This is a genomic window from Dyella sp. 01N448 (assembly GCF_056399225.1).
In genome coordinates this window covers 76,755-91,073 of record NZ_JBFTQX010000003.1, presented here as the reverse complement: position 1 = coordinate 91,073, position 14,319 = coordinate 76,755, and the positions used below count along the sequence as shown (strand labels likewise).

Below are 14,319 nucleotides of genomic sequence, written 5' to 3'. Positions count from 1 at the left end.
CCCATGCAGGGCGTGTCTTCGGGAGTCACAAGATCATTGGGGACGCTTCAGCTGGCCGGCTCGAGCAATTCGAGCAGCTCCGCCTCCATGCCTTCCAGATCCGGGATCACGGCAATGTCGTCGCGCACCAGTACCTGTGCCCGCACGCCTGGCGGCAGCGGCGCGCCGTCGTGGGTCGGGATGATCAGTTCCGCATTGAGCGTGGTCAGGCGCGGGAAGCCCTGGGTCACCACGGCAATGAAGGGCAGATCCGGATGACCGCCCAGCGCCTTCAGCACGGCAACGCGGTAGGACTGTTCGCTGTCGCCCTCGCCGGCTCCCGCCAGCGTGTTGAACGAGACCAGCGGCACGCGCCAGCCGCGCCAGGCGATGCGGCCGAGCAACCACGCGGGCGCCCCTTCCACCGCTTCGGGCGTGGGCATCGTGATCACTTCGGCCACGGTGGCATTGGGCAACAGCAAGCGCAGGTTGCCGACCGGCACCAGGACGCAACGAATTTCACGCGGTAGTGGCAAATCGCTCATCGCCGGCCCTCCATCGACATCTCTTCCACCAGGCGCGCCGCGAGTTCCGCAGGCGTGCCCGAATAACTGTGCAGGCGCTCGGCTTCGATGCCGTGCACCATATCGGCAAACTGGCCGTCAGACGACTCGATCCACACCTGGCCACCACGATCGTGGATCGCCTGGCAGCCGCCGAGTGCATCGTTGGCCTGGCCCGCGAACACGATGGCCTGCGCATTGCGGCCAAACACGTTGGCTGCGAGCGTGAAGCTGGCATCGATCGGCGAGCTGCGCACGTCGCTGTTGTCCAGCGACTGCAGTTCCACGCGACCATCGCGATGTATGCGTGCCTGCTGCCCATCGGGCACCACCAGCACCTCGCCGACGCGGGCACGCACGCCCTGCGCGGCAACGCGCACCGGCATTTCGCTATAGCGGGTCAGCGTATCGGATAGTGCCTCGACGGATTTGCCGCCCAGATGCTGGACATGCAGCACGGCCGCGCGCAGGTCGCCGGGCAGCATCGACAGGAACGAACACACCGCCTCGAGACTGTCCGCGGCGGCGCCCAGCACGAGCAGGCGGCCAATCGCGGAATCCAGATCGTCCAGCAGCATTTCATTGCCGCCGTCGTATTCCTTCGGCGCCAGCGCTTCTTCGATCGACACCAGTTCCAGTGTCATGCCCGGCTCGATGATGGATGCGGTTTCTTCGCCGCCTTCCGGCGCCAGGAAGTCCGCGGCGCTGAGCTTTTCGACGCCGAAATGGGCGGCCTTGGCCGGCGCCGGTGCAGACGCCGCCGGCGCGGGCGCCTCGCCTTCGTCGAGCAGAGCCCAGGCCGAAGCCGCACCCAGCAAGGATGCGGGCGATTTGTTCTGGCTCTCCGCCGCCGCGACCGACGCCATGAACGATTCGTCGAGCGGTGCCAGGGCTAGATGGTCAAGCTGGAACGAGGGCATGTGGCGAGCAGCGGCGTCCTGTGCCGGCGCATCGATCGGTGCATGGCCCTGGGTCGTCAGCGTATCCAGGCCAAAGCTGCCGTCATGCAGCGGCGGCAGTTCGGCGTCGCCGCTGAATTTCAGCCCCGAGCCAAAATCGTGGTCGGCGACCGCTTCGCCTTCGAGCGCGCCGAAGTTGCCGTCATGCAGTTCCGGCAGCGGTTCGTCGGCAGAGAACTTCAGGCCCGAACCGAATTCGTCTTCCGCTTCGAACGGCACATCCTTGAGCGCAGCGAAATCGTCCAGGTGCAGCGGTTCGTCGGCGGCATGGAACGACAGCTCCGAACCCGCCTCCGCTTCCACCAAGGCCGGCTCATCGGCGGCGATGAAGGCCTCCAACTCGGCAGCCAGCGATTCGGACTGCTCTTCGGTGGCTTCCACTGCCTGCGGCGTGATCTCGGCTGGGGTGATCTCGGCCAGCGCGACCGGTTCCAGTGCGGCGGCGAAACTGGGCAGCGGCTCCTCCGCCACGACGACCGCCGGAACCTCGACGCTTTCCGCGAACGCCGGCTCGGCCACTTCAGGCACGGCCTGCGCATCCTGAGGACGCGGCGGATCGAGATCGCCCTGCGCCATCACCTTCACGGCGAGGTGGCGCGCCCAACGGGCACGGTCCCAGCCGTTGAGCGAGCGGCTGGCGGCGGCATCGTTGAACACCACGCGAGGACGGTCACCGTCGATCACGTCGTAGAGACGGTCCAGATCCTCGTCGGCGTCTTCATCCAGGTTCACCACCAGCACTTCGGCGCCGGTGCTCGCAAGCATCTGCTTGTCGAGGGTGGACAGCGCCCCTTCGTGCACGATCCTCGCCCCGCGTTCGCGCAACGCTTCACGCAGCTGACCGCCGAGTTCCACGTCATCGAACAACAAGGCCACCGCCGTCGCCGTTTCAGCCATTGAGCGACTCCGTGATGCGCTGTTCGAGCACTTCGCCAATCTGCGCCAGCAACTCGGCTTCCTGATAAGGCTTGCCGAGGTAGCGGTCGACGCCGATGTCGAACGCGCGCTGGCGATGCTTATCGCCGGTACGCGAGGTGATCATGATGATCGGCACATCGCGCAGTCGCGGATCGGACTTCATCTGCGTGGCCAGCTCGTAGCCGTCCATGCGCGGCATTTCGATGTCCAGCAGCATCAGGTCGGGCACGCGCTCATGCAGCTTCTCGAGTGCGTCCACGCCGTCCTTCGCCGTGGCCACTTCGTACTCGTGGCGTTCCAGCACGCGGCCGGTGACCTTGCGCATGGTGATGGAATCGTCGACCACCATCACCAGCGGGCGCACGCGCTGTTCTTCCACCACCGGCGTTGCCACCGCGGTGAGACCTTCGTCCAGGCGCTGCAGGCGGCGGGAGATGCCGTGACGGACCAGCGGGGCGAGATCAAGAATGATCAGCACCGAGCCGTCACCCATGATGGTCGCGCCGAGGATGCCCGGCACCGAGCTGATCTGCGGGCCAACCGACTTCACCACGATTTCGCGCGAGCCGATCACGGCATCGATGCGGATCGCGGCACGCAGGTCGCCTGCTCGGGTCAGCAGCAACGGGATCTGCTCGTCGTCGCCCACATGCGTGGTCACCGCGCCCAGCAATTCGGACAGGTGATGGATGTCGAAGCTCTCGCCACCGTACAGGAAGGTCGGCTCCGGCTCGGCCATGCGCTCGGCCAGTTCCGCCGGGCTGATGCGCGCCACGCCCTGCACCGAGGTCATCGGGATGGCGTAGTTGGATTCGCCGATGCGAACCAGGATGGCCTGGGTGACCGCGAGCGTGAAGGGCAGTCGCAGCACGAAGGTCGTGCCCTGGCCTTCCTTCGATTCGATCGACAGCGCACCGCCGAGCTGCTTGATTTCGTTCGCCACCACGTCCATGCCCACGCCGCGACCGGCCAGCTGGGTCACGCTGCTGGCGGTGGAGAAGCCAGGCTGGGTGATGAGGGCAAGCACCTGATCGTCGCTCAGGCGCGTGTCGTTGCGGATCAGGCCACGCTCGATGCCGCGCTTGCGGATGGCGTCGCGATCCAGACCGCGGCCATCGTCGGTCACGCGCACCACCACCTCGGTGGCTTCGCGCGCCACGCGGATGCGCACGGCGCCTTCTTCCGGCTTGCCTGCCTTGCGACGATCCTTGGGCGATTCGATGCCGTGCGCCACAGCGTTACGCAGCATGTGTTCGAACGGCGCCTTGATGCGGTCGAGCAGGTTGCGATCCATTTCGCCGTGGGCGCCTTCCACGTACAGCTGGGCGCCCTTGCCTTCTTCCTGCGCGGCCTGGCGCAGCGTGCGGCGCAGGTTCGGCACCATCGTGTCGAACGGCAGCATGCGCGTGCGCAACAGGCCTTCCTGCAGCTCCGAGCTCACGCGCGACTGCTGGATCAGCAACGTTTCGGCCTGGCGGGTCAGTTCGTCCAGCATGCCCTGGATGGACACAAGGTCGGATACCGACTCGGCCAGCGCACGCGAGTACTGCTGCAGCTGGGAGAAACGATCGAGCTCGAGCGGATCGAATACCGAGATACCGGCTTCGCGATGCTCGCGCTGGAAGCGCGCGATGATCTGCGCTTCCGTTTCGATTTCCATCATGCGCAGCTGGCTGCGCAGACGCTGCACGGTCTGGTCCAGTTCGACCAGGTTGAAGCGGTAGCCGGCCACTTGCTGTTCGAGGCGCGAGCGGTAGATCGCCACCTCGCCTGCATGGTTCACCAGCGTATCGAGCAGTTCGGCGCGGACGCGGATCTGTTCCTGCGGCGTGCTCGGTGCGTCGTCGCGGTCTTCCGGCAACAGCTCCGGCAAGAGTTCGGGCAGCGGCTCGGACAACACCACCGGGCGAGCCGGGAACGGCACCACGTTGGGAGCTTCCGGCGCCTCGGCGGGCACCGCCGCCTCGCCTTCGCCGGACATCGCCAGGAAACGGTCGATGAGAGCCTTCGGGTAGGCCACCGCGCGGCCTTGCGAGACCAGTTGCACCAGACCGTGGAGCTTGTCGAAGCCCACTTCCAGCGCGGCAATCAGCTCGCCGATATGCGCCGATTCGGCGTGGATCGGCCGTTCCAGCGCGGTTTCGATGGCGTGCGTGAGATCGCCCACCGGCACCATGCCGGCAATGCGCGCACCGCCCTTGAGCGTGTGCAGGTCGCGCAGGATCTCGCCCAGATGTTCGATCGCACTCGGCTCGGCGCGCCACAAGGCCAGCACGCCGTCGGAGTGATCGAGAATCTCGCGTGCTTCCTCGATGAAGATTTCCAGCAGGTCCGGATCGATCTGGCTGGGCAGCAGTGCGTTCTCGTCGAATTCTTCTTCCGGCGCAGCCTGCGTCGGCGTCGCTTCGACCTCCGCTTCGGGGGCCGCCGCGGCTTCGACCAAGGCCTCTTCTTCGCTCGGCAGTTCCGGCGCATCGAGCACCGGCGCTTCCAGCACGATCTCTTCGATCGGCGTTTCCTCGAGCGTGACGATTTCCTCGACCGGCTCGATGTGTTCGATCACCGGCTCGGCAAGCTGCTCGAGTTCCGGCTCGGTCGACTCGATCTCGACGGACGGCGCCGTCTCCTCGAGCTCAGCTTCCGGCACCGCGACGTGTTCGACCGATGCCTCGTCCTCGTCGGCCACCGGACCGATTTCCAGCGTCTCGGCGTCGTCGAGCAGGTCGGCATAGGCCTTGCTGAAGTCGTCTTCGTCGATCGCCGGCACGTGGGTCGTTACGTGATGCGAGCTTGGCTCGCCCGTCGGCAAGTGGGCATCGAGATCGAACTCGCCCAAGGCGGCGAGCAGTTCGTCGGTGTACTTGTCGGTCTCGGATACGGCCGGCGGCGAGGCCAGCTCGATATGCTCGACCGGCTGCGAGGCGTCGGAGAGCGCTTCGTCCAGCGAGGCACCGAAAGTTGCTTCGTGCGAGGCTTCGGCGGCGTGCAGCGGTGCATCGTCCGAAACATCGGCAGGGGTTTCGAACAGCACGTGCGCCACTTGCGGCTCGGGCTGGCTGTCGCGCAGCTCCGTCAGGCGATGGATCAGATTGTCCAGATCCGGCAGCTGCGGCGACGGCACATCGAACTGACCCATGACGTGATCGACTGCATCGGCGCTCTGGCTCAGCAGCATCACGCCTTCCGGCGACAGCGGCAGGCCCGCGGCGCGCAGGCGCTTGAGCAGGCTTTCCAGCGGCGACAACAGCTGCGTCAGCACCGGGATGTCGACCATCGCGATGGCGCCATGCAGCGTGTGGACGGCGCGCAACAGGCTGTCCTCCACGCGCAGTTCGCCGTCGACGCGGTTGATCGCGGTGCGGATGGTGGCCAGGTACTGCGCCACTTCGCTGCGCAGGATTTCCAGCAGCACCGGATCGATCGGCGGCATCACCGGCGCGGCGATGAAGTCATGCACAGGCGCCACCGGCTCGGCCGGCGAGCTTTCGATCCCGGCCAGGCTGGACGCCGGAATGGCTTCGGCGGAGGTGTCCACACGCGGCACGCGACGGCGCACCACGCGTCGCACCGTCTCGGTGCCACTGACGGGAGCAATGTCGGCCAGGCGGGCATCGACCTGACCGGACGACAGGCGCTCGGAAATTTCCATGATGGCCGTGAGCGGGGCCGTGACCAGGCCATCGCCCGTCAGCGCGGTACGCAGTTGCGGCAAGGCGTCGATGGCGGCGCTGACCACTTCCTGCACGCCCTGGCTCGGCGGGATCGACTGATCCAGCACGCGGTTGAGCATGTTTTCGACCTTCCACGCGAACTCGCCGAGCATGGTGGCGCCGACCAGGCGGCCCGAACCCTTGAGCGTGTGGAAGGAGCGACGGATCGAGGTGAGCGAGTCCAGCTGTTGCGGATCGGCCAGCCAGGTCTTGCGCGCGGCATGCAGGTTGTCGATCTCTTCCTGCATTTCTTCCAGGAAGATGTCGCGGATGTCGTCGTCGATGCCGGCGGTGCTGGACTGGAAGCCCGCTTCGACCGCGGCGTAGCCGGAAACCGTCACTTCCTCGACGATTTCTTCTTCGATCTCGATCCAGTCGTCTTCGCTGGTCTGTACCGGTTCCTGCGGCGTGACGTGCACGGTATCGGCCAGGCGCAGGCCGGTGATCTCCTGCGGCACCGGCTCGGGCGTCTCGCTGTGACCCACGATCAGACCCGACAGGTCTTCACCGTGACCCAGGCTGACGCTTTCGGAAAGTTCCGGCTGGTTGGCGAGCGTGGCGGCAAGTGCGGCGTCCGCGGCGCGTGCGACGTCTGCCGGCGGCTCGTCCAGCTCGTCTTCCGACGGCGCACGGACGGCCGGCGGCGGCCAGTAACCGAGGCTGCTGAGGCTGTGCTCGGCGACATCGAGAATGTGTTCCAGACCGCCACGATGTTCGCGCGCGGCTTCGAGGTAGTACTCGAGGGCGGCGAGTGCGTCGGCGAGGTGATCCATCTGCGCGGTGCTGGGCACGCGGCGGTCGGCGAGCAGTTCGTTGCCGACGAAGCGGCCAATGCCCTCGGCCAGTTCGGCCGGACGCGGCGCGGACAGCATGCGCATCGCACCGGCGACTTCGTCCATCAGCGCGCCGACGTCGGCCAGCTGCGTCGCCTGCCAGCCCGATTCGACATAGGCGACGATGGCGTCCTTCACCTTGCCGGTGTTGGCGGTGGCCTCGTGCATCAGCGTGGCGAGGATGTGGCGCGCTTCGCTGCGCGGCAGCATTGCGGTCGGCATTTCGGCGGCGGTTTCGCCGTCGGCGCCGAGGCTCTCGATGTGATCGTCGAGCGAAGCTTCCACGTAAAGCAACGCTCCGGCGACATCGAGCAGCAGCTCTTCGTCCGGCGCACGCACGCGGCTGGCGATTTCTTCCAGCACGCGACGCTGTTCATTGACCACGCGACGCGGCACGCCCAAGGCAAGCATGCCCAGGGTGTCGCCCACGCGTTCGAGCACTTCGGTCTGGCTGGACAGCTGACCCGGATCGGCGTCGGTCTGGCGCAGGAACAGGTCGAGCGCTTCCTTGACCCGCAGCAGGTCGTCCTTGAGCGCCTTGGCGACGGAGTCCAGCAACGCGCGGTTGTGGCCTGCCATCGAACCGCGGGCGTGTTCGATCTCGCTTGCTTCGGGCAGCAATGCGTCCAGCGAATAAGTCTGGCGCAGCAGTTCCATGCGCGGGCTGCCCTGACGGACTTGCCCAACCACGTACAGCAGCTTGCGTGCGAGCTCATCGGCGTCGCCGCCGCGCAGGTTCGCTTCGCCGTGTTCCACCAGCTGGCGAATACTGCGGTCGACCTTGCCGATCAACTGGCGCACTTCGCCGGCCTGGGCCTTGAGTGCACCCTGCTGCACGCCTTCCAGCACGCCGGCCGCAATCCACCACAGGCGACGGCCCGGGATGGTGTGGCAGCGCGCGGTGATGGCGTCCAGCGTCTGGATCATGCCGCCCAGCTGCTGGTCGTTACCCTGGCCGCGGAACCACGACAGCAGCTGCTGCTGGAAGCGCAGGCGCAGCGCGGTGACTTCGCTGCGTTGACGCTCCACCAGCAATTCCGCCGGCGGCGTCGGCGCCTGCGCCGGCAGCGGGAATTCGAGATTGGGCGTGAACAGCGCCGATTCGTGCAGCGCCTGCTGGCCGCGGCTGGAACGCAGATCGTTGAGCAGCGGCAGCAGCACCACCGGCACGTCGCGATGACCGCCGGACAGGCGCTCCAGGTAATCGGGCAGCTGCATCAGGCCACGCATCAGCGCGGCGTAGGCTTCCTCACGGTTCGCCACATGGTCTTCGAGCAGCGAGATGGCGAGTGTTTCCATCTCCTCGGTGACCATGGCGGCGCCGTATAGCTCGACCATGCGCAGCGTGCCGTGCACCTGGTGCAGGCTGTCCGCACAGGAGCGCATCGCATCCCGGTTGCCCGGGTTGTCGACGTAGGACTCCAACGCCTCGCGGGCCACGGCGAGCGTCTCATCGAGCTCGGGCTTGACCCACTGCAGGGTGGTGAAATCGATATGGTCTTGAAGTCTCATGCGCCCCTCTCACCGATCACGTAACGGTTTGTCACGCAACCGCGAGGTTGCCCCCCGTGAAAAACGTTTTGTGTCAACCCGGCAGCTTAAAGTGCGCCACCGAGCGCCGCAGGTCACTCGCCAGCTGGGCCAGGTAACCGATCGAATCGGCCGTCTGGCTTGCGCCCTGCGAGGTCTGCGAAGTGATTTCCTGAATTGCGTTCATGGAAACCGAGATGTCCGATGCCGCGGTGGACTGTTGGCGCGCCTGGGTGGAGATGTTTTGAATCAGCGCCGACAAGTCATGCGACACGCGCTCGATATCGCCCAGTGCGCTACCCGCGTCCTCCGCGAGTCGGGCACCAGCCACCACTTCGGCGGTGGTCTGTTCCATCGAGTTCACCGCTTCGTTGGTATCGGACTGAATGGTCTGCACCAGCGTTTCGATTCGCTTCGTCGCGCTCGCCGAACGTTCGGCGAGGCGCTGCACTTCGTCCGCCACCACCGCGAAACCGCGACCCGCTTCACCCGCCGACGCGGCCTGGATGGCGGCGTTCAAGGCGAGGATGTTGGTCTGCTCGGCAATGTCGTTGATCAGTTCCACGATCGAGCCGATTTCCTGCGACGACTCACCCAGGCGCTTGATGCGCTTGGAGGTTTCCTGGATCTGGTCGCGGATCGAGTCCATGCCCGAGATCGTTTCGCGCACCACTTCGGCGCCGCGCGAAGCGATTTTCACCGAGCGCTCGGCCACGTCGGCCGACTCGGCCGAATCCTTGGACACCGTATCCATCAGGCTGGCGATCTGGTTGATCGCGGTGGTCGCCGTGCTGATGCGCTGCGCCTGGTTCTGCGCCGATTCGGCCAGGTGGCGCGCGGTGGTCTGCGTTTCCTGGGCCGAGGAGGACACCTGCTCGGAGGTTTCGTTGATCGTCGTCACCAGGGTGCGCAGCTCGTCGATGGCGTAGTTCACCGAGTCGGCGATGGCGCCCGTGATGTCTTCGGTCACGGTGGTCTTGACGGTCAGGTCACCTTCGGCGAGCGAACCCATTTCGTCCAGCAGGCGCATGATGGCCTCCTGGTTACGCTGGTTGAGTTCGGTCGACTCCTGGAAGCGGCGGCGTTGGTCGGAGACCAGCTGCACGATAAGCACGGCCAGGAAGGCCGCCGCGCCGATGGCGCCGAGCACGCCCCACCACAGGTTCGGGAACAGGCGGCGGGTTGGCAGCTTGCCGATCTGGTCGGCCAGTTCGTTGGCACGCAGCAGTACGTTCTGGGAATCGAGCGAGGCCTGGTTGCCGGCGCGCTTCACGTCGCTGAGGTTACCGGCGGCGCCTACCAGCTTGCCGACCGGGTCCTGCAGGTTGTCCCACTGGCCCTGCATGTCGGTGAGGATCTTGCGTGCATTGGCGTCGCCCATCGAGCGCACGCCCACTTCGGTGTTGCCTTCCAGCAGACCCTTGAGCACCGAGCCGTACAGCTGGCCGTCGCGAGCCAGGCCGTCGGCGGCGGGCTGCGAGGCGTCGCCACCCTGCAGCACTTCCTGCACTCGGCGGATCATACGGTCGGCCAGCAGCATCTGGCGGGCGGAGGTGTAGGTCTGCTCTGCGCTACCGCCGCGCTGCTGCAGGATGTTCACCACCTGCTCCATGCTGGAGTTCAGCACCGGCAGTTCGCGGCCCAGGGTGGCGGCGCGCTGCGAGGAGTCCACCACCAGCGCCTTGTTGGACAGGATCTTGCCGATGTCGGCGTCGAGCTGGCCCCAGGCATTGGTCAGGGCGCCGACGGCGCGACCGGCCGGCGTCGCGTTGTTGTCGGCATAAGGCTTCATGCCGCCCTTCTCATCGCCCTTGTTGAGGCGCTGGATGGCAGCATCGATGGTGTTGCGGTTTGTTTCGAGTTCCTTGAAGGAATCGACGTTACCGTCCGCGGCTTCTAGGGCAAGCTTTGCCGTCTGCTGCGACAACACCTGGATCTGGGTGGTGAGACCCGTCGCCTGTGTATCTTCGCGGCCACGCAAGGTAAGCATGGCGAAGTCGACACCCGTGAAACCGAACGCAATGACCAGCGCAATGATGAGGCCTGTATAGCCCCGCTCTTTGCCCATGCCCCCTGTAGTGCTCATTTCGTTCACCTCGCCCTTCTACGCCTCGCCGCCCATGCCGGCGAAGGCGTCGGATCATCGCCCTGATTCCGGCCTTGAGCAGCGCCGGTCCTACTTGTCGTTCAACGCTTGCGCGTCAGGCCGCAGCCTGACGGAAGTCCGGCGCACGAACCAGCTTGCCCATACTGAACACAGCCAGTCGCGAATCGCCTACACGATCATCCACGAAACGTGCCAAACGCGGGTCGTCTTCCTGCTCGGCCTGACGACGCTGCTCGGCGTCGACCGTACGCTGCCCGAAGACTTCATCCACCATCAGCGCCACGCTGCCTGCACCCTGGCGCACGACGAGCAATCGCGTGCGTTCGGTGGACAGTGTGCGTTCGCCAAACAGGAAACGCGCCAGATCGATCACCGGCACGAGATTGCCGCGCACGTTCGCCACGCCCATCAGCCAGGGCTGCGTGCCCGGCACCGGGGTCAGCGAGGGCACCGCCAGCAGTTCGCTGATCTCGTCGATTCCGCTGACGAATAGACGACTGCCTGCGCGATAGCCGATGCCGCGCCAGAGACCGGGAGCCTCCAGGCTTTCCTGCGTGCCGGAGGCATGCGCCAGCGAAAGACGCTCATACCGGGCAAGGATTTCGAACGGCGAGAGCGAGGCGGTCTGGCTCATGCTTGCCTCACGCGGCGTTGGGTAGCAGATCGTTGATGCATGCCAGCAGGTCCTTCTCGTTGACCGGCTTGGTGATGAAGGCACGCGCACCCTGGCGCAGCCCCCAGACCCGGTCGGTCTCCATGGACTTGGTGGTGATCATCACGATCGGAATATTGGAGGTCATCGGATCGCGCGTGAGCGTGCGGGTGGCCTGGAAGCCATTCATGCCGGGCATGATGACGTCCATGATGACCAGATCCGGTTTCTGCTCGCGTACGCGCTCGATGCCGTCTTCGGCGTTGCCGATGGAATCAACCTGATAGCCCGCACGTTCGAGCAGCGTGGTGAACACGCGCACGTCGGTCGGTGAATCGTCGATGATGAGAATATTGGCCACAGGCCCCCCTCAGACCCTGTAGTCGTCCGACTTAAACCGTAACGACATGTCGATGGATTGCACCCAGCAGTTCATCGCGCGTGAACGGCTTGGTCAGATATTGTTCCGCGCCCACGATGCGCCCGCGTGCCTTGTCGAACAGGCCGTCCTTCGAGCTGAGCATGATCACGGGCGTGCCGCGGAACTGCGGGTTGTTTTTGATCAGCGCGCACGTCTGATAGCCGTCAAGTCGCGGCATCATGATGTCGACGAAGATGATCGCGGGCTTCTGGTCGGAGATCTTGGCAAGCGCCTCGAAACCGTCCACCGCCGTAAGCACGTCGCAACCTTCTTTCTTGAGCAAGGTTTCGGCGGTTCGACGGATGGTTTTCGAGTCGTCGATAACCATGACCTTGAGGCCGGCCAAGCCATTTCCACTTATGTTCAAGTTCACAACACCCCCCTGCGACCCGCCCCTGGCTCAGGTAAATCCTGCGACCGCCAACCAATGGGCTAGCGGTCCCATGTTTGAGATACAAACCCGCACGTCCGTGAGGACGTACGGCAACCATTCAGCCGGCAGGCACTCGTGCGTAGCTGTTTACCGCCTGCCTGACCTAACGTCAAGCTGATTTCTTAAGTTAAGCGGGCTACGTCATTGAATCGAACGGTTTGCCTGCCTCGGGAGCCGACCGAGGGGCCGGTCGGCAATGTTTCCCTTCGGGGACAATCCGGACTTTCCTGCGCCTTTGGCGGACCACTTGATCGTTGGATCGATCAACGCAATCTCCGCCTCGGACGACATACACTGCCATGCTTTCGCCTGGCCGGCACGCCGGTCGCGAATGGTGAACAAGCACTACTACCGGAGAATGACGATGGCCCTCAAGGTCGCCGTGCTGATGGACCCGATCGGCTCGATCAAGATCGCCAAGGACACCACGTTTGCCATGCTGCTGGAGGCCCAGCGGCGTGGCCACAGCCTGTTTTACATGGAACAGGGCGACCTGTCCGCGCGCAGCGGCGAGCCCTGGGCGCGCCTGGCGCCACTGTCCGTGCGCGACGACCCCAGCGGCTGGTTCATGCTCGGCGAACCCCAGTGGCGCGACCTGCGCGAGATGGACGTGGTGTTGATGCGCAAGGATCCGCCGGTGGATCCGCAGTTCATCTACGACACCATGGTGGCCGAGCTGGCCGAGCGCGCCGGGGTGACCGTGGTCAACCGCCCGCAGGCGCTGCGCGACTGCAACGAGAAACTTTTTGCGATGCACTTCCCGCAGTGTATGGCCCCGACCCTGGTGACCCGCGACGCCGCCGAGCTGCGCGCCTTCTCCGCCGAGCACGGCGAAATCGTGCTCAAGCCGCTGGACGGCATGGGCGGGCGCGGGATCTTCCGCGTGAAGGCCGGCGACAGCAACTTGAACTCCATGCTGGAAACGCTGATCGCCGCCGGCCCCAAGGGCGAGCACAAGCAGTTCACCATGGCGCAGAAATTCATCCCGGAAATCACCTCGGGCGACAAGCGCATCCTCGTCGTCGACGGCGAACCGGTGCCGTACGCGCTGGCGCGCATCCCTCAGGGCAGCGACTTCCGCGGCAACCTGGCCGCCGGTGGCCGCGGCGTGGGCGTGCCGCTATCCGACCGCGACCGCTGGATCGTCTCCCAGGTAGCGCCGGAACTGCGCCGCCGCGGCCTGCTGTTCGTGGGCCTGGACGTGATCGGCGACTACCTCACCGAGATCAACGTCACATCACCGACGTGTGTGCGCGAACTGGACGCACAATTCGGGCTTAATATTGCCGGCCAGCTCTTCGATGTGATTGAGCAGAACCGACTCGGAACCCGCGCCGCGTGAGCCAACCTGCTGTCCGCACCGGCGCCGACATGTTCGGCGCCACGATGCTTTTCTCGCTATTGCTGCACGGCGTGGTGATCCTGGGCATCACCTTCACCTATGTGAAGGCCAAGCCCAGCCTGCCGACCCTGGACGTGACCCTGGTCGACGTGGCCAATCGCGAAGCGCCGGACAAGGCCGACTTCCTGGCCCAGGCCAACAACAGCGGCGGCGGCGAGAGCGACAAGGCCGCGCGCCCGTCGCAGCTGGTGTCCGGCGCCCTGCCCCGTCCCTCGCAAGGGGTGGCCCCGCAGCCGATCGAAGCGAGCGCACCGCGCCCGCAGGAAGCGACCGACGACAAGTTGCTCACCACCACGGGCAACAGTCACTACAGCGTCAGCACCAACAGCGCCAAGCTCGAGCAGACGCCGCAGGACCTTCCCGAGTCGCCGTCGGACATCAAGCGGCGCCAGGAAATGGCCCAGCTGGCCGCCGAAGTGCGCGATCGCAGCGAGCAATACGCCAAGCGGCCCAAGAAGAAATTCATCTCGTCCAACACCAAGGAATACGCCTATGCGGCGTATATGCGCGGCTGGGTGGACCGGGTGGAGCGCGTGGGCAATATCAACTATCCCAACGAGGCGCGTCGACGCGGCCTGCACGGCGACGTGCTGCTGACGGTGACGCTCAATCGCGATGGCTCGGTGAAGGGCATCGAGGTCGTGCAAAGCTCGGGCCAGCCGCTGCTCGACGCCGCCGCGCAACGCATCGTGCGCCTCGCCGCGCCGTTTCCCTCGCTGCCGGCGGACAAAGAGCGCATCGACGAGCTCAACATCACGCGCACCTGGCAGTTCATGCCCAACGACACGCTGCACAGCCGCTGAGTGAGGAGC

General features: G+C 65.6%; 9 protein-coding genes. 2 read left to right on the top strand and 7 right to left on the bottom strand.

From position 1 onward, the window contains the following. Positions 1 to 47: 47 nt before the first annotated feature. From AC1DKY_RS04475 to AC1DKY_RS04445, 7 genes are all read right to left on the bottom strand, one after another. A complete protein-coding gene (locus AC1DKY_RS04475; protein WP_441602518.1) occupies positions 48 to 524 on the bottom strand; it encodes a chemotaxis protein CheW in 477 nt (158 codons plus the stop codon). Continuing rightward, positions 521 to 2,398, bottom strand: a complete 1,878-nt coding sequence (locus tag AC1DKY_RS04470) for a chemotaxis protein CheB (RefSeq protein WP_441602517.1) — start codon at positions 2,396 to 2,398, stop codon at positions 521 to 523. Before AC1DKY_RS04470 ends, AC1DKY_RS04475 begins: the two co-directional genes overlap by 4 nt. Continuing rightward, the gene (locus AC1DKY_RS04465) at positions 2,391 to 8,474 is read right to left on the bottom strand and encodes an Hpt domain-containing protein (RefSeq protein WP_441602516.1); all 6,084 of its coding nucleotides are present in this window, start codon (positions 8,472 to 8,474) and stop codon (positions 2,391 to 2,393) included. The genes AC1DKY_RS04470 and AC1DKY_RS04465 overlap by 8 nt, the downstream gene beginning before the upstream one ends. A gap of 73 nt (positions 8,475 to 8,547) precedes the next feature. Beyond that, a complete protein-coding gene (locus tag AC1DKY_RS04460; protein ID WP_441602515.1) occupies positions 8,548 to 10,578 on the bottom strand; it encodes a methyl-accepting chemotaxis protein in 2,031 nt (676 codons plus the stop codon). A 115-nt stretch (positions 10,579 to 10,693) separates the two neighbouring features. Continuing rightward, on the bottom strand, positions 10,694 to 11,233 hold the full coding sequence (locus AC1DKY_RS04455; RefSeq protein ID WP_441602514.1) for a chemotaxis protein CheW: 540 nt from the start codon (positions 11,231 to 11,233) through the stop codon (positions 10,694 to 10,696). Between the two features lie 7 nt (positions 11,234 to 11,240). Further along, positions 11,241 to 11,612 carry a response regulator gene (locus tag AC1DKY_RS04450; protein WP_046970385.1) on the bottom strand — a complete coding sequence of 124 codons (372 nt, stop codon included), beginning with the start codon at positions 11,610 to 11,612 and terminating at the stop codon, positions 11,241 to 11,243. A gap of 31 nt (positions 11,613 to 11,643) precedes the next feature. Further along, positions 11,644 to 12,000 (bottom strand): response regulator, encoded by a 357-nt coding sequence (locus AC1DKY_RS04445; protein WP_019464684.1) that lies wholly within the window; start codon positions 11,998 to 12,000, stop codon positions 11,644 to 11,646. A 469-nt stretch (positions 12,001 to 12,469) separates the two neighbouring features. On the opposite strand from AC1DKY_RS04445, the gene gshB reads away from it, so the two are divergent. Together gshB and AC1DKY_RS04435 are read left to right on the top strand one after the other, a co-directional pair. After that, positions 12,470 to 13,447, top strand: coding sequence for a glutathione synthase (gene gshB / locus AC1DKY_RS04440; protein WP_441602513.1), 978 nt, complete (start codon positions 12,470 to 12,472; stop codon positions 13,445 to 13,447). Further along, entirely contained in the window at positions 13,444 to 14,310 is an 867-nt protein-coding gene (locus tag AC1DKY_RS04435; protein ID WP_441602512.1) for an energy transducer TonB, read from the top strand. Before gshB ends, AC1DKY_RS04435 begins: the two co-directional genes overlap by 4 nt. Positions 14,311 to 14,319 lie beyond the last annotated feature (9 nt).